Annotated in this window: 20 protein-coding genes; 10 read left to right on the top strand and 10 right to left on the bottom strand. The window is 67.0% G+C overall.

Annotated features, from left to right (window positions below; genetic code table 11):
• Window positions 1-78: 78 nt before the first annotated feature.
• On the top strand, window positions 79-585 hold the full coding sequence (locus ACFVWG_RS33675; RefSeq protein ID WP_391547508.1) for a GNAT family N-acetyltransferase: 507 nt from the start codon (window positions 79-81) through the stop codon (window positions 583-585).
• On the opposite strand, the gene ACFVWG_RS33670 is transcribed toward ACFVWG_RS33675, so the two are convergent.
• Window positions 578-1,381, bottom strand: a complete 804-nt coding sequence (locus ACFVWG_RS33670) for a poly-gamma-glutamate hydrolase family protein (RefSeq protein ID WP_391547507.1) — start codon at window positions 1,379-1,381, stop codon at window positions 578-580. The two genes, ACFVWG_RS33675 and ACFVWG_RS33670, sit on opposite strands and share 8 nt — an antisense overlap.
• A gap of 164 nt (window positions 1,382-1,545) precedes the next feature.
• On the opposite strand from ACFVWG_RS33670, the gene ACFVWG_RS33665 reads away from it, so the two are divergent.
• Window positions 1,546-1,929, top strand: coding sequence for a DUF1398 family protein (locus ACFVWG_RS33665; protein ID WP_391547506.1), 384 nt, complete (start codon window positions 1,546-1,548; stop codon window positions 1,927-1,929).
• Here the strand turns inward: ACFVWG_RS33665 and ACFVWG_RS33660 are convergent.
• Window positions 1,880-2,503: a TetR/AcrR family transcriptional regulator gene (locus ACFVWG_RS33660; RefSeq protein WP_391547505.1), complete on the bottom strand. Its 624-nt coding sequence runs from the start codon at window positions 2,501-2,503 to the stop codon at window positions 1,880-1,882. The two genes, ACFVWG_RS33665 and ACFVWG_RS33660, sit on opposite strands and share 50 nt — an antisense overlap.
• Before the next feature lie 75 nt (window positions 2,504-2,578).
• On the opposite strand from ACFVWG_RS33660, the gene ACFVWG_RS33655 reads away from it, so the two are divergent.
• Window positions 2,579-4,057 carry an FAD-dependent oxidoreductase gene (locus tag ACFVWG_RS33655; RefSeq protein WP_391547504.1) on the top strand — a complete coding sequence of 493 codons (1,479 nt, stop codon included), beginning with the start codon at window positions 2,579-2,581 and terminating at the stop codon, window positions 4,055-4,057.
• Here the strand turns inward: ACFVWG_RS33655 and ACFVWG_RS33650 are convergent.
• The gene (locus ACFVWG_RS33650) at window positions 3,970-4,905 is read right to left on the bottom strand and encodes an alpha/beta hydrolase family protein (RefSeq protein ID WP_391547503.1); all 936 of its coding nucleotides are present in this window, start codon (window positions 4,903-4,905) and stop codon (window positions 3,970-3,972) included. The genes ACFVWG_RS33655 and ACFVWG_RS33650 overlap by 88 nt on opposite strands.
• A gap of 54 nt (window positions 4,906-4,959) precedes the next feature.
• Here ACFVWG_RS33650 and ACFVWG_RS33645 point away from each other — a divergent pair, with 54 nt between their 5' ends.
• Window positions 4,960-5,502 carry a helix-turn-helix domain-containing protein gene (locus ACFVWG_RS33645; protein WP_391547502.1) on the top strand — a complete coding sequence of 181 codons (543 nt, stop codon included), beginning with the start codon at window positions 4,960-4,962 and terminating at the stop codon, window positions 5,500-5,502.
• 246 nt (window positions 5,503-5,748) lie between these two features.
• Here the strand turns inward: ACFVWG_RS33645 and ACFVWG_RS33640 are convergent, their stop codons facing one another.
• Together ACFVWG_RS33640 and ACFVWG_RS33635 are read right to left on the bottom strand one after the other, a co-directional pair.
• Window positions 5,749-6,681: a sugar kinase gene (locus ACFVWG_RS33640; RefSeq protein ID WP_391547501.1), complete on the bottom strand. Its 933-nt coding sequence runs from the start codon at window positions 6,679-6,681 to the stop codon at window positions 5,749-5,751.
• A gap of 14 nt (window positions 6,682-6,695) precedes the next feature.
• The gene (locus ACFVWG_RS33635) at window positions 6,696-7,307 is read right to left on the bottom strand and encodes a bifunctional 4-hydroxy-2-oxoglutarate aldolase/2-dehydro-3-deoxy-phosphogluconate aldolase (protein WP_391547500.1); all 612 of its coding nucleotides are present in this window, start codon (window positions 7,305-7,307) and stop codon (window positions 6,696-6,698) included.
• A 122-nt stretch (window positions 7,308-7,429) separates the two neighbouring features.
• Between ACFVWG_RS33635 and ACFVWG_RS33630 the strand changes: the two genes are divergently transcribed.
• Window positions 7,430-9,232 (top strand): exo-alpha-sialidase, encoded by a 1,803-nt coding sequence (locus ACFVWG_RS33630; protein ID WP_391547499.1) that lies wholly within the window; start codon window positions 7,430-7,432, stop codon window positions 9,230-9,232.
• Window positions 9,233-9,234: 2 nt separating this feature from the next.
• Here ACFVWG_RS33630 and ACFVWG_RS33625 read toward each other — a convergent pair whose 3' ends face one another.
• Genes ACFVWG_RS33625 through ACFVWG_RS33610 form a run of 4 tightly spaced genes read right to left on the bottom strand, consistent with a single transcriptional unit; the run spans window position 9,235 to window position 12,585 of the window.
• Entirely contained in the window at window positions 9,235-10,005 is a 771-nt protein-coding gene (locus ACFVWG_RS33625) for a hypothetical protein (RefSeq protein WP_391547498.1), read from the bottom strand.
• Window positions 9,999-11,144 (bottom strand): galactonate dehydratase, encoded by a 1,146-nt coding sequence (gene dgoD / locus ACFVWG_RS33620; protein WP_391547497.1) that lies wholly within the window; start codon window positions 11,142-11,144, stop codon window positions 9,999-10,001. The genes ACFVWG_RS33625 and dgoD overlap by 7 nt, the downstream gene beginning before the upstream one ends.
• Window positions 11,141-11,851: a FadR/GntR family transcriptional regulator gene (locus ACFVWG_RS33615; RefSeq protein ID WP_391547496.1), complete on the bottom strand. Its 711-nt coding sequence runs from the start codon at window positions 11,849-11,851 to the stop codon at window positions 11,141-11,143. Before ACFVWG_RS33615 ends, dgoD begins: the two co-directional genes overlap by 4 nt.
• Window positions 11,848-12,585, bottom strand: coding sequence for an SDR family NAD(P)-dependent oxidoreductase (locus ACFVWG_RS33610; RefSeq protein ID WP_391547495.1), 738 nt, complete (start codon window positions 12,583-12,585; stop codon window positions 11,848-11,850). The genes ACFVWG_RS33615 and ACFVWG_RS33610 overlap by 4 nt, the downstream gene beginning before the upstream one ends.
• Before the next feature lie 206 nt (window positions 12,586-12,791).
• Between ACFVWG_RS33610 and ACFVWG_RS33605 the strand changes: the two genes are divergently transcribed.
• From ACFVWG_RS33605 to ACFVWG_RS33585, 5 genes are read left to right on the top strand one after another with little or no spacing between them, the layout of a single operon-like run.
• Window positions 12,792-14,084: an ABC transporter substrate-binding protein gene (locus ACFVWG_RS33605; RefSeq protein ID WP_391547494.1), complete on the top strand. Its 1,293-nt coding sequence runs from the start codon at window positions 12,792-12,794 to the stop codon at window positions 14,082-14,084.
• The gene (locus ACFVWG_RS33600) at window positions 14,081-15,025 is read left to right on the top strand and encodes a carbohydrate ABC transporter permease (protein ID WP_391547493.1); all 945 of its coding nucleotides are present in this window, start codon (window positions 14,081-14,083) and stop codon (window positions 15,023-15,025) included. The genes ACFVWG_RS33605 and ACFVWG_RS33600 overlap by 4 nt, the downstream gene beginning before the upstream one ends.
• Window positions 15,022-15,843: a carbohydrate ABC transporter permease gene (locus ACFVWG_RS33595; RefSeq protein ID WP_391547492.1), complete on the top strand. Its 822-nt coding sequence runs from the start codon at window positions 15,022-15,024 to the stop codon at window positions 15,841-15,843. Before ACFVWG_RS33600 ends, ACFVWG_RS33595 begins: the two co-directional genes overlap by 4 nt.
• Window positions 15,840-17,834 (top strand): alpha-galactosidase, encoded by a 1,995-nt coding sequence (locus ACFVWG_RS33590; RefSeq protein WP_391547491.1) that lies wholly within the window; start codon window positions 15,840-15,842, stop codon window positions 17,832-17,834. The genes ACFVWG_RS33595 and ACFVWG_RS33590 overlap by 4 nt, the downstream gene beginning before the upstream one ends.
• A 46-nt stretch (window positions 17,835-17,880) precedes the next feature.
• Window positions 17,881-19,959: an NPCBM/NEW2 domain-containing protein gene (locus ACFVWG_RS33585; RefSeq protein WP_391547490.1), complete on the top strand. Its 2,079-nt coding sequence runs from the start codon at window positions 17,881-17,883 to the stop codon at window positions 19,957-19,959.
• Between the two features lie 131 nt (window positions 19,960-20,090).
• Here the strand turns inward: ACFVWG_RS33585 and ACFVWG_RS33580 are convergent, their stop codons facing one another.
• Window positions 20,091-21,677 (bottom strand): family 20 glycosylhydrolase, encoded by a 1,587-nt coding sequence (locus ACFVWG_RS33580; RefSeq protein WP_391547489.1) that lies wholly within the window; start codon window positions 21,675-21,677, stop codon window positions 20,091-20,093.
• Between the last annotated feature and the right edge of the window lie 197 nt (window positions 21,678-21,874).

Genomic DNA, 21,874 nt, shown 5'->3' with positions numbered 1-21,874 from the left:
GTTGTCGTGACTACAAACCTAGCTGTTGTCGCAACAACAAACAAGACAAGCCGGTGGCGTGGGCTGGATGATCGGGGGATGGCGATTCGGTTTGTGGAGTTGCCGCCCGCGGTGATGGCATCGTTGGTGGCTGGGGATTTGGCGGCGGCTCGAGCTTCGGCTGGGGTCGAGTTGGGTGAGTTGTTTGTCGGTGATCGGGCCAAGTGGCTGTGGGGTTATCGGCTGAAGCAACTGGAGGATGAGCCCGAGGCTGCGGGGTGGATTGCGCGGGCGGTGGTTGCGGAGCCCGAGGGCGTGGTGGTTGGGTACGCCGGGTTTCACGGGGCGCCGGATGAGCGCGGCATGGTGGAGGTCGGGTACACGGTGGATCCGGCGTACCAGCGACAGGGGTATGCGACGGCGATGCTCGGGGCGCTGCTCGAGCGAGCGGCAGGGGAGGCCGCCGTACAGGTGGTGCGGGCTTCGATCAGTCCGAGCAACGTTGCGTCGTTGGCGACGGTGGCGAAGTACGGGTTTGTGCATGTAGGTGAGGAGTGGGACGACGAGGACGGGCTGGAGTTGCTCTACGAGCTGCCCGTCAGATGATCGGTTGGGTCGCTTCGACGTCGGCGATCGCGGCGCGGGTGGCGTTGGTGAAGGCCCAGAACACCGGCTTGGTGGTGTTCTTGCGGTCGGCGCGAGTGTTGGTGCCGAACATCGCTACGCGGAGCGGGGTGGTCAGCTCGAGTTGAGCGCCCGCGCCGAGCAGGGTGCGGTTGGCGAGGTTGGTGGGCTCGTCACCGTTGAGGTCTGGGATCGAGGCGGCGTCGATCGCCCGGATGCCGGCGGCGTTCAATCTGGTCAGCAGCCGCGACTTGAAGGCGTTGTTGCGACCGCCGACCAGCACGGCCTCAGTCCCGTCCGCGAGACCGGCCTGGGCGGCCGTGCATCCGTGCAGACCGACGGCGTTGAGTGAGCCGGCAGCGAGCGCGCGGGCGACGTGGTCGTCGCAGTTGGTCGACGTGACGTGGAGTTCGCCGTTGTTGGATGCGCGGAGGCCCTCGAACATCCAGTAGTCGTGGACCGGGCTGCTCGGCTCCAGCGTGGCGGGGTGATAGCCCGCGATCGCCAGGCAGAGCTCCGACGTACCGGTCTCGATGCCGCCGCCGTGTGGCGCCAGCATCACTGTGCGCTGGACGCCGTACCGCTGGGTCAGGTCGTCGTCGAACCACTCATGCCTGCGGAAGCGCCGCGCGTAGTCGACGCCTTCGGTCAGTGCGGGGTCGGCGTACAGGGCTGTGTTCGACGGATACCTGTCGGCCGCGGCGGATGCCGTCAGCATCCGTGAACCAGCGGCCGCGACCACAGCCATCCCCAGAAAGCCCCGCCGTGAGCTGCGCATCCACCTACTCTGCTGGCCCCGGTACGACGCGGTCCTGGCTGAGCGGCGTGTCGTGTGCGTAAGGACAGGAGGTGTGGCCGATTTCGGGGGTCTTGCGGCCGAGAGTCACGCTCAAACGGGCATATACGTAGACGACTACGTCCTGTCGTTAGGAGACTGAGGGCATGTTCACCTTGGAGCAGGTCGACGAGATTCATGAGCGGTTGGGGAAGGCGTCGACGCTGGGCGCGTTTCTGGAGGCGCTCCGGGAGATCGGGGTGGTCACGAGTGACTCGTACCTGATCGACGGGCACACGACGTACGTCGGCGCGGATGGGCACGAGGTGTCGACCGGACCCGCCCATGAGGTGTTGGAGGTGGCGCCGAGTAGTGACAAGGACGCGTTCCTGGCCGAGCTCAAGCGGGTCGAGGAGGAGTCGGTCGGCTACGTCGAGATGTCGCGGGCGTTCGCCGCGGCCGGGGTCGAGAAGTGGACGTTCGACACGCAGGCGTTGACGATCACTTACTACGACCGCGCCGGCTCGGAGTTGCTGTCGGAGGCTGTTTAGTCAGCGGGAGGAAGACGTCGTCGACGATCGCGCGGATGCGGGCGGGGCCCGGGGGTTCCAGGTGCATCAGCAGGTCGTGGCGGATCAGCTCGAACGGTAGATCCAGTACGGCGTCGGCGAGGTGATCGAGGTCGAGTTCGCCACGGTCGTGGGCGCGTTGGTAGATGGCGCGGGATCGCACGAGCGCCTCGGGATCCATGACCTTGGTGCGGACCTGGGCGGGGGTGAGGCCGCGGCCGACCAGGAAGCCGGAGAAGGTCGCTGCGGTGGCGATCGCGAAAAAGCCGGCCAGGGCATGGCTTGCGGACGCCAGGTAGGCGAGCATGTCCGTGCGTAGGGCGCCGGTGTCGGGGACCTCGATCGGGTTGTCCTTGCGATGGCGTTCGAAGGCGGCGAGGACCAGCTCGTCCTTGTTGGCCCAGCGGCGGTAGAGCACGGGTTCGCTCGTGTGGGCGCGGACGGCGACCGACTCCATGGTCAGTCGCGCATACCCGGTCTCGATCAGCTCGTCCCACGCGGCCGTGAGGAGGGCGGCTTCGAGCTCAGCGCCGTACCGGCGACGGGGTGGAGTCACCCTCTCACCGTAGAAAGGTTTGCCTTTCTTGGCAACTGGGCGTAGAAAGGAATGACTATCTAGAGGGGGATCGGGATGACCGAGGTTCTGATCGTCGGCGCCGGGCCGACGGGGCTCACGCTGGCGTGCGTGCTGGCCCGGGGCGGGGTGCCGTTCCGGCTGATCGAGGCGGCGGCCGAGCCGCAGCCCGGATCGCGGGGGAAGGGGATTCAGCCGCGCACGCTGGAGGTGTTCGAGGATCTCGGCATCGTCGATCGGGTGCTCGCCAACGGACGGGTGGGGATGCCGATCCGCTCGACCGGGCCCGATGGACGGGTCGCGGAGAGCGGTGGTGAGCCGGTCGAGGAGCGGCCCGATCTGCCGTACCAGTTGGGGCTGATCACGCCGGAGTGGCGGATCGAGGAGGCGCTGCGGCTGCGGTTGGCGGAGCTCGGCGGTGCAGTGGAGTTCGGTACGGCGCTCAGTGGGTTCGAGCAGTCGGATGACGGCGTCGCGGCGGTCGTCGTCCGGGATGGTGTGGCGGAGACCGTCGAGGTGAAGTGGCTGGTCGGGTGCGATGGCGGGCACAGCGTGGTCCGGAAGCAGGCCGGGATCGCGTTCGTGGGTGAGACGCTGGACGACGTACGGATGATCGTCGCCGATGTCGCGGTCGACGGGCTGGATCGGGATGCGTGGCAGATGTGGCGGCATCGGGAAGGGATGGTCATGCTGTGCCCGCTGCCCTCGACTGATCTCTTCCAGTACCAGGCGAGTATCGGGCCGGGGCAGGATCCCGGTCTGGAGCTCACCAACCTGCAGGCGACGCTCGAACGGCGTACCGGTCGGACCGATATCCGCCTGAGCGAACCGGAGTGGGTCACGTTGTGGCGGGCAAACATCCGGCTGGTTGAGCGGTACCGCGAGGGGCGCGTGTTCCTGGCCGGCGACGCGGCGCACATCCATTCACCCGCTGGTGGGCAAGGGATGAACACCGGCATCCAGGACGCGTACAACCTTGGGTGGAAGCTTGCGCTGGGTGCGCCACTCGATACCTACGAGCACGAGCGACGGCCGGTAGCGGCCGGCGTACTGGCGTTGTCGAACGCTCGGCTTGCGCAAACCCTTGCAGATAAGGGGATTCCGGTACGGAGCGACGGGGACTCGAAGCAGCTCAACCTCAATTATCGTGGATCCGCCCTGGTGTGGGACGACCGCGATGAGACGGCCCGTTTGCGCGCCGGGGACCGCGCTCCGGATGCGACCGAGCTGATGACTGTGGATGGGGTACGTCGTCTATTCGACCTGACCGGACGTGGTCAGTTCACGCTGCTGAACTTCGGTGCGCACCGGCTGGACGCGACTGGTATCAGGACCCTGCAGGTCGTCGACGAGCCGGTCGAGCCTGGCGACGTTGTCGACTCTGGAGGTCATCTTGCCGATGCGTACGGCGCAGGCGAGCACACGCTGGTGCTGATCCGGCCCGACGGCTACATCGCGTGCATTTCCGATGCCGAGGGCAACCAAGCGAGGATCGTGGCCACGGCCGAAGGGTCCAGGTGTCCGGGGCGCTCGTAGTCGCTCAGAGTGGAGGGCCCGGTGCCGGGGATGAAGAGGTGGTTGGCGTTGTCGAGGATCCTGATGGTGGCCGCGGGGAGGCCTTCGCGCCAGGCGGGGAGGTCGTTGGCGACGGTGACCTGATAGTCGCGGCCGCCTTGCAGGACAAGGATCGGCCGGTCGAGTGCCGCGGCAGTCGCGACGGGGTCGTAGTCGCGGAGCTCCAGCCAGAACGAGGGTGGGGCGCCGAAGGGTAGGTCTGCGGCTGGGGTGTCGAGGCTGAGGTCGGGGCTGTCGACGACGGCGGCTTGGCGGATGAACTGGTCGACCAGTTCATCGGTGACGGCCTCGGGGTTCGTGGTGCGCAGGTAGCGCATGACGCGGACGCAGGCGTGCTGCATGGGTTGGGTATCGCCGGCCATGATGACGAGGCCCGCGACCCGTGGTTCCTCGGTGGCGATCAGGGGCGCGACCTTGCCACCCATGCTGTGGCCGACGAGGAAGACCTGGTCGACGTACCTCCGCAGCAGCCGCACCGCGGCCACGCCGTGCGGCACGTACTCGGCCGACATCGTGAACCCAGGTTCGCCCATCAGTTCGGGGTGGCCGGTGGTGAACTTGTCGAACCGCAGGACGGTGACGCCTTGGGATGCGAGGCCCCACGCCAGGTCCTTGAGTGGTTTGTTCGGGCCGCTGGTCTCGTCGCGATCGAGCGGCCCGCCGCCGGTCAGGAGCACGACGCCCCGGCCGGTTGGAGTCTGCGGCAGCGTCAACGTGCCGCCGGTACGGCGGTCGGCGGCGTCGAGGGTGATCTCCTCCTCGGTGAAGGACGTTGGATCGGCGTACGGCGGTGGTGTCCAGTCGGTCATCTCTAACCTTTCTCAATGTTTGAGAAAGGTAGCATGGCGTGAGAATGTTGCGCCATGGGTCCACTCGAACTCCTCGGGCACCCGGTCCGGTTGCGGATCGTGCACGCGCTGCGCGGCGGCCGGCTGCTGACGACGGCTGAGCTCGGTGAGCGCATCGCGGACGTTTCGAAGGCGACGCTGTACCGGCATGTCGATCTGCTGCTCGACGGCGGGATCCTCGAGGTGGCCGAGGAACGGCGAGTCCGCGGGGCGACCGAACGCCGCTACCGGCTGCGGGCCGACCGGGCCTCGATCACGCCGGAGCAGGCCGCCCAGGTGAGCCTCGAGGATCATCGACAAGGGTTCGTGGCGGCGGCCGCCGTACTGATCGCGGAGTTCAATGCCTACCTCGATCGGCAGGGAGTCGACCCGGTGCGGGATCTGGTCGGCTACCGCCAGCATGCGGTGTGGCTCAGCCCGGACGAGGTGCTGCAGCTGATCGCGGGAATGCGTGCGGCGATCCTGCCCATCTTGGTGAATGAGGCTGCTCCGGATCGTGCTCGCTACTTGCTCAGTCCGATCCTGTTTCCGGTCGAGGAGCCTCCGGGTGACGAGTAACTGCAGCGGCCGGCGTGGACTTGGAATCTTTGGCCGAGCGGCTCCTGCATGCCGGTGAGTTGGTCGGGGCGACCGATGGGCGTGAGCAGTGGCGGTGTGGTTGCTGGCGGGGCTCGTGCGGTACCGCCATACCTGGGCGAGGCGGACCTCCACCACCCACTAACCGCCTCGGATTGCCATCGGGGCGGTGCTGGTGAGCGTGAAGAGCTGCGGGGCCGCTGAGTTGGTGGGTGGTGGCGGTCCGCTTTAGCGGAGGGCGGTGCCTTGGGCGTGGGTGAGGAGGGTCAGGTCTTGGCGGGTGGGGAGGGATTCCCAGTCGCCGAGGGCGGTGACGCAGAAGGCGCCTGAGGTGGTGGCTCGGGTGAGGCGGTCCGCGGGCGGCAGATTGTCGAGGGTGGCGGAGAGGTAGCCGGAGACGAAGGCGTCGCCGGCGCCGATGCTGTCGACGACGGTGACGGGCAGGGCCGGGCTGTGGCGGGTACCCGTGGTGGTGTGCGACCAGGCGCCTTTGCTGCCGGCGGTGACGACTACCTCGTTGGCGGTCTTCAGGAGGTCGGCGACGGGGTCGTCCGCGGTCGTGAGGATGTCGAGCTCGTCGTCAGAGGCGAAGATGGTGTGGACGTGAGGGAGTAGCTCACGGAGCGCGGTGGCTGCTTCTTCGCGCGACCAAAGGCGTGCTCGATAGTTCACGTCCAGAGAGACCTGTACGCCGTTCGCCGCCGCAGCCTGTACGACGGCCAGTACGGCGGCGCGCGTGGTCTCGGAGAGGGCCGGGGTGATGCCGGTGACATGGAGGAGCCGCGGCTGGACTGCCTCCAAGGCCTTGGTGCATTCGGCCGCGGTGAGGGTGGAACCGGCGGAGCCGCGGCGGTGGTAGCTCACGCGGGTGATGTCGTGCGACGGCTGGTCGAAGGCGATGAAACCGGTGAAGTCTGTGTCGGAGAAGCGGATCCAGTCGGTGTCCACGGCTTCGGCCCGGAGCGTGCGCTGGATCAGTCGGCCGGGTTCATCGTTGCCCACAGCACCTAACCAGGTGGCGGTGTGACCGAGACGGGCCAGGCCGATCGCGACGTTGGTCTCGGAGCCCGCGATGGACAGATGCGCGTCGCCCCCGAGGCGCATGGCGCGCGGCGTACGCAAGGAGACCATCGTCTCGCCGATGGTGAGCAGGTCGGTCATCGCTGGCTCCGGGATCAGACGTCGAGGAAGGCTTTGGCGCGGTCGGCGAGATCCGCGAGGGATCCGCCGCTCCCCGCGTCGCCGAGGAGAGGGGAACCGACGCCAACGGCGAGAGCGCCGGCGGCCAGGTATTGCGGGGCCGACTCGGCGTCTACGCCGCCTACGGCGATCAAGGGGGCGTGGGGGAGGGGCGCGGCCAGTTCGCGGAGGTAGGAGGGGCCGTGGACTTTGGCGGGGAAGATCTTGATGGCGGTGGCGCCGAGGTCGAGGGCGGCCACTACCTCGGTGGGGGTCAGCGCTCCGCAGAGCAGCGGGAGGCCGAGGGTGACGGCTCGGTGGGCGCCTTGGGTGATGGCGGGGGTGACGACGAAGGTGGCGCCGGCGGCGGCTACCTGGTCGGCCTGGGCAGGGGTGAGCACGGTGCCGGCGCCGATCAGGATGCTGGAGTCGTGGTCGGAGCGGGCCTGGGCGATGGCTTCGACGGCGCCGGGGGTGGTGAGGGAGATCTCGAGGGCGGTGATGCCGGCGGCGACCAGGGTGTCGACGCAGTCGAGGGCGCGTTCGGGGGAGTCGGCGCGGATGATCGCGAGGATCTTGCGGCGGCGGAGTTCGGCTAGCAGGTCCATGAGGACTCCTGGAGACATAGGACGTCTGATGTGCTCTGGTTTGCGGTGCGAAAAGGAGCTAAATTACTGCGAGAACAGCCATTGAGGTTGTTTACTTTCAATTCATGTGGAGGCATCCGCCCATGCCCAAACGACTTTCCCTGCTGTTGGCCGCGACGCTGTTGGTACCAGCGTTCGCGGTCCCGGCGCAGGCCGACAACCAGCCTGCCGCGATCACGCAGACCGTGCTCTTCAACAAGGGGGACGCCGGTTACGGCTGCTATCGCATCCCCGCCATAGTCAAGACGAAGACGGGTGCGCTGCTCGCGTTCGCAGAGGCCCGGCGAACGTGGTGCGACGACTCGCAGGAGATCGACCTGGTGCTGAAGCGGTCGGACGACGACGGCCGGACCTGGTCGGCGGCGACGACCGTGCTGGCAGGCAATGACACCGACCCGAACGCACCCGTGACCCGTGGCAACCCGGTACCGATCGTCGACCAGGAGACCGGCCGGATCGTGCTGCTGACCACGATGGACCCCGGTACGTCGAGTTACCCGCGGACGCCGTACGTGCAATTCAGTGATGACGACGGCGCGACGTGGAGCAAGGCCACGAACATCGGCAGTCAGATCGACGACCCCGCTTGGGGTTGGTATGCGACCGGGCCGATGCACGGCATCCAGTTGACGCGGGGTGCGCATGCCGGCCGGATGGTTGCCGGGACCAACTACGACATCGACGGGAAGGACGCCGGCCAGCTCGTCTACAGCGACGACAAGGGCGAGACCTGGCACAAGGGTGCGACGGATTTGCGGACCGACGGTCAGGTTCCGCAGGAGATCAGTGTGGTGGAGAAGGTCAACGGCGGGGTTCTCGCGATGGCGCGGAACAACGCCGGCGGCCCGGGTGCGAGCCGGATGACCGCGGTCAGCAACGATGGTGGCGAGACCTATGCCGCGCCGTACAAGACTGTGGACGGATTGACGACGCCGACCGTGCAGACCTCGGTTCAGCGGTTGCGGGCGGTTGATCAAGGCGACAAGTACAACCGGATTCTGTTCGCCGGGCCTGCTGATCCGGAACGCCGTCGCTACATGACGATCCGCTCCAGCTTCGACGAAGGCAACACCTGGCAGACCGTTGCCGAGGGCACCCGAATCACCAGCGACTGGTCCGGATACTCGGACATGGCGATCCTCGACACCGGCGAGATCGGGTTGCTGTATGAGGGTGGGCCGGTCGACGCGCGGGACCAGATCCGGTTCGCGCGGTTCACCGAGAACGACATCGGCCACCCGGATGCGCCGCTCGGTGCGACGACTCCGGACGTGTCCGGGCTCGGCAACAACAGTTACCTGCGCGGCGGTACGACGTCGGTCGCGGGCAAGTTCGGTCAGGCGCGGGACCTCGATGGGGTCGACGACGCGATCCAGCTCCCGTTCGCCGAATCGCTGGCGGTCGGGGCTGGGGACTTCACTGCGATGACGTGGATCAAGTACGGCGCCACTACCGGGAACCACGCGATCTTCTGGGGCTACAACATCAACGAGTACTCGCAGTTCTGGCTGCGCGCCGAGCCGGGGGACAGCCGGATTCGTGGGCTGATCACCACCGGTGGCAAGACTGCTGTCGTAGCGACAACCAAGGCGTACAACGACAATGCGTGGCATCACGTGGCCCTGCAGCGGAAGGCCGGGACGCTGGCGATCTGGGTCGACGGCGCGCAGGTCGCGTCCGTTGCCTCGCCCGAGGGATCGGTCAGTCCGGGGCGGCCGTTCAAGATGTTCGTCGGGCAGCGGATCGACGGCGCGCATCACTTCGACGGCTCGATGGATGAGGTCCGGATCTACAAGCGGGCGCTGACCGCGGCGGAGATCGGCAGCATCCGCACCTCCAACAGCACGACGGTGCCGAACGTCGTACTGGACCTGCCGCTCGGCTGACATCACGCTGGCCTGGCGGAGAGGGTCAGCCGCCAGGCCAGTTCACCACTCGCCGGTACGACGGCCGCGTCGCCGGGGCCTGCTTCGGCCAGGTCGAAGACGCGGCCGAGCATGGGCTCGACGCCGAGACTCCGGTACGGCGCTCCGTCCGGAACGCCGGCCAGGTTCCGCCAGAGCGCGGTGGAGACTGGTTGCCCGGGGCAACTCAAGATCAGGGTGAGCTCGGTGTCGCGATCACGCACGGTCGCTCGTGGGCAGTCGACCAGCATCGCGCCAACCGCCGTACCGTCTGTTGGTCCGTAGGTATCCAGGCCGAGTGCCGGCCACGAAGCGGAGACCCACGGGGCGTCGGCCGGCCAGCCACCAAGTAGTTGGGCGGCTTCGGGATAGAGGCGGCACTCACTCGGCTCGGCGGAGATGGTGGCGCCGACCGCACAGTCCAGCAAGGCATGAGCCGCCCAGATGAACCGATACCCAGCTGGCGCGGTTAGTTGGTAGTCCACGGTGACTGTGTCGCGCCCCGTAGTGAATGTGCGCGTCAAAACCGTGTTGTCGTAGGCAACCGACTCGGACCAAGGCTGGTTCCACAACCCGCCGTGGTCGGGCGTGCCGCGAACCGTGGGAAAGCACTCGTCCAACCCACCCGCGTCCGTGAACGCGGTGTGCCCAGTACGCGGTCCGTCGAGCAGACCCGGACCGGCCCACAACCACTCCCGGTCGGCCAGCCACAACGAGGTCCACCGCCCGCCATCGGCGGCATCAATCGTCACCATTCGGCGAAGGTGCCGTCTTCTTGGGTCCAGACGGGGTTGCGCCACGCATGGCCGGTCTTGTCGGCGGTTCGGACTGCTTCTTCGTCGACGGTGATGCCTAGGCCGGGCAACGGGTTGTACTCGGCGTGACCGTTGACCCAGGTGAAGGGGGTGGGGTCTACGACGTACGACGTGAGGTCGCTCGACACGTTGTAGTGGATGCCTCGCGACTGTTCCTGGATGAGGAAGTTGGGGGTGGCGAAGGAGACCTGGAGGCTGGCGGCCAGGGAGATCGGGCCCAGCGGACAGTGCGGCGCCAGCATGGCGCCGTGGGTGTCGGCGAGGGAGGCGATGCGGCGGAGTTCGGAGATGCCGCCGGCGTGGGAGACGTCGGGTTGGACGACAGCGATGCCGGCGTTCAGGGGTGCGACGAACTCGGAGCGGTTGTAGAGGCGCTCGCCCAAGGCGACTGGGACGGTTGAGCTGCTGACGACGTCGGCCAGGTGGAGCATGTGCTCCGGCAACACTGGCTCTTCGACGAACATCGGTTGCAGGTCCTCGACGGCGTGCAGGATGCGGCGCGCGCCGGCGACGCCGACGCGGCCGTGCAGGTCGATGGCGACGTCGCGATCGTCGCCGAGGGCGGAGCGGGCTGCCGTGAGGCGCGCGACGATGTCGTTGATCTCGGCAACGGATGGTGAGGGCGAGATGCGGCCGCTGCCGTTCATCTTCACGGCCGTCATCCCGGCCGCGACCTGTTCGGCGACCTGGTCGGCCACGGCGGCGGGTTCATCGCCGCCGACCCAGGCGTAGACGCGCGCCCGGTCACGGACCCGACCACCGAGCAGGGACGACACGGGAGCGCCGTACACCTTGCCGGCGATGTCCCACAGCGCGTGGTCCAGCCCGGCGACCGCGGATGACAGCACCGGGCCGCCGCGGTAGAAGCCGCCCTTGGTGAGGATCTGCCAGTGCCGCTCGATCTGCAGCGGGTCCTGGCCGATCAGGTACTCCGACAATACGTCGATCGCCGCCCGGACGACCTCCGCGCGACCTTCGACCACCGGCTCGCCCCAGCCGACGACGCCGTCGCTGGTCTCGATCCGGCAGAACAGCCAGCGCGGCGGGACCAGGAACGTCTCGATGCGTTCGATCTTCATTTGCCCCGCACCTCGTGCAGGTCCTCGGCGGCCTTGGCCAGCAGCTTGCGCATCGCTTCCTCGGCCGCGACGGGGTCGTGCGCCCGGATCGCTTCCAGGACCCGGCGGTGGCTCGGTACCGGGTCGTCGGACGGTTTCACCTTGTGGACAAGGCGATCTCGATCGGCCAGGCCGGTCTCCATGATCACTTCCATCTTGGTCAGCAGTTCGTTACCCGTTGCCGCGAGCAACGCTCGGTGGAAGGCGAGGTCCGCGGCGACGGCGGCGTGGTCGTCGGTGGCCGACTCCATCGCTGCCATCGCAATGTCCAAAGCCTCCAGATGCGAGTCCTTAGCCCGTACGGCGGCCAGTCGCGCGGCCGCCGGCTCGACGATGCCACGTACTTCGTGCAGCTCCTCGAGCAGTTCGGGCCGCACGTCGGAGTCGCTGAAGTGCCAGCGGATCATGTCCGGGTCGAGCAGGTTCCAGTCCGTCCGGGGCCGCACGAACGTGCCGCGCTTCTGCCGCGCATCGACCAAACCCTTGGCGGTCAGCACCTTCAGCGCCTCGCGGACCGCCGTCAGGCTGACCCCCAGGTCGGCCTGCAGATCGGGCACGTTGATGGTCGCGCCCTCCGGGATCGTTCCCGACAGGATGCGCTGCGCCATCTCCTCCACGATCTGTCCGTGCAGTCCCCGTTGGATCCCCGCCACGCTGCTCTCCCTCATGCCGAATCCTTCGCAGCGGACCAGCCGCCGTCGACCACAATGCTCGCGGCGGTGACGTATGACGCCTCCGCCGACAGCAGGAATGCCACTACCTGTGCCACTTCATCGGGCTGCCCGAGTCGCCCAGCCGCCGTCGCTTTCGCACTGCGCGCCAAGTCCTCAGGCCCGTACCGATCCCACGCGGCGGTCTTGATCGGCCCCGGCAACACCGAGTTCACCCGGATCGAACCGCCGTACTCGACACCCAGTTGCCGGGCCAGCGCAACCAGTGCCCCCTTGCTCGCCGCATAAGCAGCATGCCCCGGGATCCCGGCCAAGGCGTGCACCGACGACACCAGTACGACGGATCCGTCGCGCGCGGCCAAGTCGTCGTACAGGCTGCGGAAGCCGAGGAACGCGGCGGTCAGGTTCACGTCGAGTTGGCGCTGCCAGGAGGCCGGCGTCATCTCGTGGGCCGGCCGTACGTCGGAGATATAGGCGTTGCTGACGAATCCGTCGATCGGTCCGAGCTCGTCGCGGCCGCGCGACACGACCTCCGCCCAGGTGTCGGGTGAGGTCACGTCGCCGACCACGCTGAGCGCCTTGCCCGGCACCTCGCGCGACGGGTGGATGTCCACCTGCACCACCTTGGCGCCCTCGCTCAGGGCGCGCTCGGCACACGCCGCGCCGATTCCCGACGCGGCACCGGTCACCACGATCACCCGCCCAGCCAGCCGCACGCGCGCCTCCTCCACAAGCCCATCCCCACCCAAGCATGCGGACAGGCACGTTCCAACGATGAACGAGGCACCAGTTGACCGTGATCGGCTGATCACGTCAAGCGATTTGCTCGTAATTTACGAATTAATATTGACACCTGTGTTCGCTCGCCGCAAGATCGTCGGCAACACACCACTCCCTCGACTGGCAAGCCGGCCGAGCAGATCTCAGGAGTTCAGGCATGACGGGTCTGGCAGCAGATCGACGTACTTTCCTCAAGGGACTCGGGCTGCTCGGCGCGGCCGCTCTGGTGCCCGGATGCGCGACCAATGCGCCGAGTCCGGGGAGCGGCGGTGCGAGCAGCGGGGCAACTGGTGAGCTCTCGCTGCAGTCCAACCTGTCGGCCGAGCAGGCCAAGGGCGCGATGGAGAAATTGGTTGCCGCCTACAACAAGACCGGTGGCGCGCAGGTCAAGCTCAACACGGTGGCTTCCGAGATCTACCGCACCCAGCTCCCGACGTACCTGACTTCCGCCAACCCGCCGGACGTCTACACCTGGTACGCCGGTTCGGTCGCGGACTCGTATGCGAAGAAGGGCCTGCTGCTCGACGTGTCGAGCGTTTGGGAGGGCCTGGGCAACTACCCGAAGTCGATGCAGACCCTGTCGACGAGCAGCTCCGGCGAGAAGATCTTCGTGCCGACCAGCTACTACTGGTGGGGCATGTTCTACCGCAAGTCGAACTTCGCGAAGTGGGGAGTCACCCCGCCGAAGACGTGGGACGAGTTCCTGGCAGTCTGCAAAACCATTCAGAGCAAGGGCGTTCCGCCGATCGGCATCGGCCTCGGCGACACCCCGTGGGTGGCCTCGGCCTGGTTCGACTACCTGAACATCCGGATCAACGGCGCGCCGTTCCACCGCGACCTGCTGGCCGGCCGCGGCCGTTTCGACGACCCGAAGGTGAAGGCGGTCTTCACCAAGTGGCAGGAGGCGCTGCCGTACTTCGACCCGAAGGGCAAGTCGTTCCCCTTCCAGGAGGCGACCTCCGCGCTGCTCGGCGGCAAGACCGGGATGTTCCTGATCGGCACCTTCTTCGCGGACTCCGCGCCGAAGGACGCCCTGGACGACATCGACTTCTTCCAGTTCCCGATCATCGACCCCGCCGTACCGGTCGCCGAAGAGGCGCCGACCGACGGCTACTTCGCGTCGAAGAAGGCCAAGGACCCCGACGGCGTGAAGAAGTTCATGACCTGGCTGGCGACGGCCGAGGCGCAGGAGATCTACGTCCAGAGCTCCTCCGGTACGGCGATCCCGGCCAACCCGGACGGTAAGTCCGCCGACACCCCGCTGGTGAAGAAGGGCAAGGCGATGATCGAGAGCGCCGCCGAGCTCACCCAGTTCTTCAACCGCGACTCGAGCGACGCGCTTCAGCCCACTGCGGATGCCGCGCTGACCAAGTTCCTCGACAAGCCGGACCAGATCGACAAGATCCTCAAGGACTGGCAGGCCGCAGCCGAGAAAGTCTTCAGGGCGTGACTGTTGCAGAAGCGGTGGCTACCTCCGACCGGCCTGCTCACCAGGCCGGCGGCGGTGGCGATCGCCGTACGAAGAAGGCGTGGAAGGTTTCGCCGCTCATCCTGGTGTTTGTGTTCGTGCCGTTCGTGGTGGAAGCGGTGTGGGTGTTCTGGCCGGCGTTGCAGGGGTTCTGGCTGGCGCTGACGCACTGGGACGGATTGTCGGCACCGACGTTTGTTGGCTTCGGCAACTTCAAGGACATGGCGTCCGACCCGATCTTCCTGACAGCGCTGAAGAACACGGCGATCTGGCTGGTGCTGTTCGGCGGGCTGAGCGTCATCGGCGGATTCGGGATGGCGTTGCTGTTGCAGCGCGAACGGCGTGGCGTCGGCATCTACCGGGCCGCGTTGTTCACGCCGGTTGTGTTCTCGCTGGTGGTGACCGCGCTGATCTGGCGCGTCTTCTACCAGCCCGATGGACTGGTCGATTCCGTTCTGCGCGGGGTCGGTCTCGGCGACTTCATCCGGCCGTGGCTGGCTGACCCCGACACTGCCCTGTACGCCGTGATCCTGCCGGCGTTGTGGCGGCAGATCGGCTATGTGATGGTGCTGTATCTGGCCGGCCTGAAGGCGGTCGACCCGGCGCTGTATGAGGCGGCCAAGGTCGATGGTGCATCGGCCTGGCAGCGGACGCTCTATGTGACGATCCCGCAGTTGAAGGGCGTCAACTCAGTGGTGCTGTCGGTGATCGTGATCGACTCGCTGAGATCGTTCGACATCGTCTGGTCGATGACGAAGGGCGGTCCGTACCACTCGTCCGAGCTGCTGAGCACGTACATGTACTCGACCGCGTTCCAGTCGACGCAGCTCGGCTACGCGTCGGCGATCGCCGTGGTGATCTTCATCCTCGCGCTGGCCGTGATCCTCGGCTACTTGATCCGAGCTTTCCGGGAGGAAGCGTGAACCGCCTGAAGACGGCCGGCTACCACGTGTCCATGGGGCTGGTGTCGTTCCTGTGGATAGCGCCGATCCTGTGGGTGATCGTGATCTCGTTCCGGAGCTTCGACGATGTCGCAGCGAACGGGCTCGGATCGCTGCCGCACTCGTTCACGTTCTCGACGTACAAGCAGGCTTGGGAGGATGCGGACGAGTTCCGGGCTTTGATCAACAGTCTGCTGGTGACGATTCCGGCGGTGCTGCTGAGTCTCGGGCTGGCGTCGATCGCGGCGTACGGGCTGGCGCGGTACAACATCCCGTTCCGGCGGACGGTGTTGTTGCTGATGTTGATGGGCAACCTGCTGCCGCCGCAGATCCTGCTGATCCCGATCTCGCGGTTCGTGGAGTTGATCGGGTACTACGACACGCTGATCGCGTTGATCGCCGTGCATGTGGGGTTCGGGCTCGGGTTCTACACGTTCGTGCTGCACGGGTTCATGCGGGACCTGCCGCGGGAGATCCAGGAAGCGGCGACGATTGACGGCGCCGGGCCGGGGAAGATCTACGCGAGCGTGATCCTGCCGTTGACGCGGCCGGCGATGGCGGCGCTCGGCGCACTGTCGTTCACCTGGATCTTCAACGACCTGCTGTGGTCGATCACGGTGATCCGCTCCGGCGAGAAGATGCCGGTGACGCCCGCGTTGCTGGGTCTGCAGGGGCTGTTCGTGTCATCGTGGAACGTCATTGCTGCCGGCACCGTGATCGCCGCCGTACCGACGGTGGCGGTGTTCCTGCGGTTCCAGAAGCACTTCGTCGGGGGATTGGCGATCGGAGCCGTCAAGTGAAGACCTGGACGTTGCGCGGAGCAACCACCTCGTACGTCGTCGGTGTCCCCTCGGATGGCGAATGGGCTCAGCTGGTTGCCTGGGGCCCACATTCCGTTGCCGACGGCCCGTCGGTGGTCGCGCCGGTGGGCACGGAACACTTCCTCCCGCGCGCAGACGTGGAGCCCCTCGAGTACGCCGTCCGCGGTGTCCGGTACGCCGGCCCGGTGGACCTCGTGGTGAGCGGACCCGATGGGGTGGATGAGCTTCGACCAGTCTTCACTGAGGTGGTTACGGGGGAAGACAGTCTGGAGTTGGTGTTCGTCGATTCCGTTCGTGGTGTGCGGCTCTCGCTGCACTACCGCGTTGAGGGTGATGCGGTGGAGCGGTGGGTTGCTGTGAGCAACGGTGGGGGCGATGTGCTCACGTTGCATCGGCATGACTCCGCCGGGTTCACGATGCCTGGTGGGAACACGGTGAAGTACCTGTGGGGCGAGTGGAACTCTGAGTTCCAGCCGTCCTCCATCACGTTGGACCGTGGCCGGTTCACGGTGGGGAGTGCGCAGGGGATCACCGGGCACTCGTACTCGCCGTACCTGGTGGTTGACGGGGATGTTGCCTACGGCGTGCAGTTGGCGTGGTCCGGGTCGTGGGAGATGAGCGCGGAGGCGGACACCACGGGGATGCTGCGCGTGCAGGCCGGTCGGGTCTCGTCCAGTCAGGGATTGCAGTTGCAGCCGGGGGAGACGTGGACTTCGCCCAAGGCGGTGGGGGCTTGTAGTGCGGAAGGTACCGACGGGCTCGCGCGGGTGTTCCACGACTACGAGCGGGCACGGTCGCGACGTCGTACGCCGAAGGTCCTTTACAACTCGTGGTTCGCGACCGAGTTCGACATCCGGGCCGAGCACCAGTTGGAGCTAGCCCGTCGAGCCGCGGGGATCGGCGTCGAGACCTTCGTGGTCGACGACGGGTGGTTCACAGGGCGCGTGGACGATGCCGGTGGGCTCGGGGACTGGCAGGTCGACCCGGCCAAATTCCCGGACGGGCTGGACACCTTCATCGCGCAATTGAAGGAGCTCGGGCTCGACTTCGGGTTGTGGGTGGAGCCCGAATCGGTCAACCCGCGGTCGCGGCTGGCGGCCGAACACCCGGAGTGGATTCTGCGGACCCCCGACCGCGAACCCGTGCTGGTCCGGAATCAACTGCTACTGGACTTGAGTCGTGATGATGTAACTGCATTCGTTTCGTCAACACTTGATCAACTGTTGTCAACGTATGACATCTCCTACCTGAAGTGGGATGCGAACCGGCCGCGGCTCGACAGTGGAGATCAGCGCCGTGATCTCGACGGTCGCGTCGTGGCGAACCTGTACGCCGTACTCGACCGGCTGCGGGCCGAGCACCCCGACGTGATCGTCGAGGGATGTGCCGGCGGGGGTGCCCGCGTCGACCTGGGGATGGCGGCACGTGTGGACGCGTTGTGGCCGAGTGACAACACGGCTCCGCTGGATCGGCTCAGGATTCAGCAAGGGTTCCGGACCGGGTTCGCGCCGCATCTGATGAGCTCGTGGGTGACTGATGCCGAGGGCACCCATGACGGGCGGGAGCGCTCGCTCGATTTCCGCTTCCATGTCGCGATGGCCGGCGTACTGGGGATCGGAGCGGACCTCTCACGGTGGACCGATCTTCAGTTGAAGACCGCTGCCCGGAATATCGAGCAGTACAAGGACATTCGCGACCTGGTTGTCGAGAGCAAGGTCTATGGATTGGAGTGCGGCGTCCAGTACGTCGGCGCCACGCGATCCGTGGTGTTCCTGTGGGAGACCGGCGACGGCAACGTGCGCGGCACCCTGCCGACACGACCGCGGCGGGTCCCGTTGGCCGGTCTCGATCCGGCGAAGAACTACCGGGTGGGGAACGAGACCCTCCCGGGCAGCTATCTGCTGCAGGTCGGTGTCACGTTCGACGGCACCACCGACTCGCTCTGCTTGGTCGTCGAACCGATCGACTGACCACCCCGTTCCGCTCAACGGCAGTGCTCTTCAGTAAGGGGAAAACATGAGGCGATACCTGGGTGGGGTGATCGCGGCGGCCCTGGTGGCCGGCGCGTTCGCGACCACCACGACGACCGCGGCTGTGGCGGCTCAGGCTGCGGCCGGTATCACAGCCCCGGTACTCAGCCCGACGCCGTACATGGGCTGGAACACCTACTACGGTCTCGGTGGCGACTTCACCGCGGACACGATCAAGTCGGTCGCGGACTCCTTGGTCAGCCGCGGTCTGGCCAAGGCCGGGTACGACGTCGTCTGGCTGGACGGTGGCTGGCAGGCTGACCAGTCGCGGAGCGCGGCGGGTGACCTGGTGGCCAACCCGGCGAAGTTCCCGGACGGGTTGAAGCCGGTGGTCGACTACATCCACGGCAAGGGCCTCAAGGCCGGGATCTACACCGATGCCGGACCGTACATCCCGGGCAAGTGCGGGCTGGGCAGCGGCGGGTACTACCAGCGCGATGCCGACCAGTTCGCGGCGTGGGGCTTCGACGCGGTGAAGGTCGACTACCTGTGCGGGATCGCGGCGAACCTCGACCCGAAGACGGTGTTCACCGAGTTCGCGCAGGCGCTGCGGAACAACGCGAGCCACCGGCCGATGATCTTCAACCTGTGCAACCCGGTGACCTCGCCGGACTGGGGCAACTACCCCGAGTCGCAGCAGTCGATCAACTCGTGGACGTACGCGCCGGGGATCGCGCAGTCATGGCGGACCTACACCGATGTCGGGTTCCAGGGCGACATCAAGTTCAAGGACGTGCTGCGCAACTACGACGCGAACGCGCGGCACCCGGAGGTCGTGAAGCCGGGCGCATTCAGTGACCCGGACTATCTGGCGCCGGAGCTGGGGATGTCGGATGAGGAGTTCCGATCGCAGCTCACCTTGTGGGCCGTGGCTGCTGCCCCACTCGTGGTCGGTAGCGACGTGCGGAAGCTGAGCGCGACCACGGTCTCGATGCTGACCGATCCCGACGTACTGGCGATCAACCAGGACAAGGCCGCGGTCCAGGCAGTGCGGGTTGGCGCTGCTGGTACTACGGAGACGTGGGTGAAGCGGCTCGCGGATGGAAGCCGAGCTGTCGTGCTGCTCAACCGTGGCGACAGCGCCAAGACTCTGACCACGACTGCTAAGGCTGTTGGTCTGAGCGGCGCGCGGTTCACGCTGAAGAATGCGTGGACGAACAAGGTCACTGAGAGCGCGGGGACGATCAGCGCGGCGGTGCCGGCGCACGGTACGGCGCTCTTCCGGGTCTCGCCGAGCGTCGGTCTGCCGGGCGTATCGCACGTGACCGCTGGGATCCCGCAGGTCACCAAGGTCGGCACGGACGCCCAGCCTGAAGGTGCAGCGCCGGTCGTTGCCGGTGGCGACGAACTGACCGTGCAGGTGAACGTCCGCAACGACGGTCTCCTCCCGGTCCTGAAGCCGGCCGTGACAGTTGCCGGCGGTACCGGGTGGACAGTCAAGTCGTTGTCGGAGGCTCCGGTGTTGATTGCTGGCGGCAAGCAATCGAACTTCCTGTTCACGGTGAAGCTGCCCGCCAACGCCGCGCCAGGTACGGCGAGCTTGACGGCTTCCACGTCGTACGACGCTCTCGGGTACGGCGTGCAGCGGTTGGCAACGGTGTTGTCGCCGGTCGTGGTTGCGCCGGTCCCGCCGAAGGGGACCGTGCCGCTGTCGCATCATCAGTGGATCACCGCGACCAGCGGCTGGATGTCGCCGGCCGTCGACGAGAGCGTCGGTGGGGGTAACCCGATCAAGCTGACCGGGACGACGTACCCGACGGGGATCGGTGTCGCTTCGCCTTCGCTGGTTCGGTACTACCTCGGCAAGGCATGCACGCGGCTGAGCGGGACGGTCGGGATCGACGATGTGGTCGGGAACGTCGGCCCTGATGGCGGGACGTCGACCTTTCAGGTCGTGGGTGACGGCAAGGTGCTGTTCGACAGCGGGACCGTGGACCGCTTCACGCCGAAGCCGTTCGACGTCGACCTGACCAACGTCCGCGTCCTCGACCTCGTGGTCGGCGACGCCGGCGACGGCGGCTACAACGACCGCGCCGACTGGGCAGCTCCCACCGCTACCTGCTGACGGTGCTTGGGGAGGGGCAGACCGTCGCGGCCTGCCCCTTCGTTTGTGTACAGAAGAACGGGTAGTGGGCGGCTGGATCGCGGTCGCCGCGACGTGGCTCAGGCGTGCGGGCGGGTATACGTAGATGCCTACTACCAGTCCTTCTGTACATCCCAAGCGACTTCGGAGGACTGGAACCAGGTCCAGCCGCGGTGCCGCCAGGTGGGGGCCTGCACCGCTAGGTCGGCGGCATACACCGGCCAGTTGGTGGGGGTCTGGTGAGACCAGGCTTTTTCGGCGGCGCCGGGGAGGCGGGGCAGGAGCAGGAACTCGAGGTCGTCGCGGCTCGTGACGGTCTCGCACCAGACCGCGGCCTCGACGCCGGCGACCTGGTCGTCGGTGGTGACGCCGGGGGTGTTGGTGACCGGGTCCCAGTCGATGCCGTCCTGGATCGTCGCCGGCGGATAGGCGCGGAGGCCGACGCGGGCCCGGGTCTCCTCTTGGGCGGGGTCGGTGGACGGGGCGGCGTGGGGGCGGTCGAAGTACAGGTAGGTGGTGGCGGAGACGAGGAGTTTGCCGCCGCGCTCCAAGGCCTTCGGTACGTCGTGCTTGGCCTTGGCGAGGTGTTCGATCAGGAACGCCGGGACCTCGGGGCGCTCGGAGATCGCGTCGATGTCCTGGACATCCAGCCAGTACTGCGTGAGGTCCGCCGGATCGACGTCGGCACGGGCGATCTCTTGCCACCCGACCACCTGCTTGCCGCGTTCCCGCACGAGCTCCGCGGCCCGTCGTACAAACGCAGCGTGTGCGTCGTCGGACATTCCCCAGGCCTCGTCACCGCCGATGTGCAGGTAGGCGCTGCGGGGGAACTGCGGGATGACCGCGTCCATGACGTCCTCGACGAACGTCCAGACCTCGGGGTCGGCCGGGTCGAGTGAATGGAACTGGAGCTTGTCACCGTTCGGGAGCGGGATGCTCGGGAGCTCACTGGTGAGTTCGGGGAAGGCGAGCGAGACCGCGCCGGTGTGACCCGGGAAGTCGATCTCCGGAACCAGCGTGACGAACCGTTCCTCGGCGTACCGGTTGAGCTCGGCCAACTCCAGCGGCGTGTAGTGACCGCCCGGGCGATCAGCCACTGCACCGAGCGACCCGAACTTCACCAGCTCCGGCCGGCTGTGCACCTCGAACCGCCAACCCTGGTCGTCGGTGAGGTGCAGGTGCAGGACGTTGAGCTTGTACAGCGCACACATGTCGATCACCCGCCGTACCGTCTCCGGCGGATGAAAGGTGCGGACCACATCGAACGACAACCCCCGCCAGGCGAACCGCGGTCCGTCGATGATGCGTTGGCAGGGAATTTGATTCCCATGTACGGCGATCAGCTGCCGAAGCGTGGTGAGCCCGCGATACACACCCTCAGCGGTTGCACCCCACACCCGGATCCCGTCGAGGCTGACCTCCACCCCGTAGCGCTCATCCACCTCCGCCCCATCAGCCCGAACTCCAGCCACAGCCGGTACGCCGTCCAGTCCCTCCGACCCGAATGTCACCTGAACCCCGGCCGACCCGGTCCCATCGGCCGAGAACAAGTGCGGAAGGTTCGTGTCGAGTCCGACCTCGGTGGCGAAGAGTGCGGCGAGGGGGACGAGCTCGGGCGATCCGATGGTGATGGACGTGTCGGGGGTGAGGCCGAAGGTGCCCTCGGCGGCGGTGATGGAGGTGGGGCTGGGAATGGTCACTGGGTGAGCTCCGGCGGTGGTCGGTGTGGGTCTGGCCGGGGCGGGCCGGTGGGATCGGGTCGTGGCGAGCCCCCATCGTGCCCCGACACCTTGAGCACCCGTCAACAGTGATGATGTGGGTGTGGCTCCGCAGTGGCCGTCCTGACTCACCCTTCAACTGACTTCGGGTCTTCGCGTGGATCTGTCGGTCGGCCTGC

Source organism: Kribbella sp. NPDC058245, assembly GCF_042882005.1.
Taxonomy (GTDB): domain Bacteria; phylum Actinomycetota; class Actinomycetes; order Propionibacteriales; family Kribbellaceae; genus Kribbella.
This window is presented reverse-complemented; position numbering and strand designations above follow the sequence as displayed.

What these genes read in the sequence shown, in the direction of transcription:
- ACFVWG_RS33675 (WP_391547508.1), top strand. Translation starts at nt 79, where the DNA reads ATGGCGATTCGGTTTGTGGAGTTGCCGCCCGCGGTGATGGCATCGTTG.
- ACFVWG_RS33670 (WP_391547507.1), bottom strand. Translation starts at nt 1,381, where the DNA reads ATGCGCAGCTCACGGCGGGGCTTTCTGGGGATGGCTGTGGTCGCGGCC.
- ACFVWG_RS33665 (WP_391547506.1), top strand. Translation starts at nt 1,546, where the DNA reads ATGTTCACCTTGGAGCAGGTCGACGAGATTCATGAGCGGTTGGGGAAG.
- ACFVWG_RS33655 (WP_391547504.1), top strand. Translation starts at nt 2,579, where the DNA reads ATGACCGAGGTTCTGATCGTCGGCGCCGGGCCGACGGGGCTCACGCTG.
- ACFVWG_RS33650 (WP_391547503.1), bottom strand. Translation starts at nt 4,905, where the DNA reads ATGACCGACTGGACACCACCGCCGTACGCCGATCCAACGTCCTTCACC.
- ACFVWG_RS33645 (WP_391547502.1), top strand. Translation starts at nt 4,960, where the DNA reads ATGGGTCCACTCGAACTCCTCGGGCACCCGGTCCGGTTGCGGATCGTG.
- ACFVWG_RS33640 (WP_391547501.1), bottom strand. Translation starts at nt 6,681, where the DNA reads ATGACCGACCTGCTCACCATCGGCGAGACGATGGTCTCCTTGCGTACG.
- ACFVWG_RS33635 (WP_391547500.1), bottom strand. Translation starts at nt 7,307, where the DNA reads ATGGACCTGCTAGCCGAACTCCGCCGCCGCAAGATCCTCGCGATCATC.
- ACFVWG_RS33630 (WP_391547499.1), top strand. Translation starts at nt 7,430, where the DNA reads ATGCCCAAACGACTTTCCCTGCTGTTGGCCGCGACGCTGTTGGTACCA.
- ACFVWG_RS33625 (WP_391547498.1), bottom strand. Translation starts at nt 10,005, where the DNA reads ATGGTGACGATTGATGCCGCCGATGGCGGGCGGTGGACCTCGTTGTGG.
- dgoD (WP_391547497.1), bottom strand. Translation starts at nt 11,144, where the DNA reads ATGAAGATCGAACGCATCGAGACGTTCCTGGTCCCGCCGCGCTGGCTG.
- ACFVWG_RS33615 (WP_391547496.1), bottom strand. Translation starts at nt 11,851, where the DNA reads ATGAGGGAGAGCAGCGTGGCGGGGATCCAACGGGGACTGCACGGACAG.
- ACFVWG_RS33605 (WP_391547494.1), top strand. Translation starts at nt 12,792, where the DNA reads ATGACGGGTCTGGCAGCAGATCGACGTACTTTCCTCAAGGGACTCGGG.
- ACFVWG_RS33585 (WP_391547490.1), top strand. Translation starts at nt 17,881, where the DNA reads ATGAGGCGATACCTGGGTGGGGTGATCGCGGCGGCCCTGGTGGCCGGC.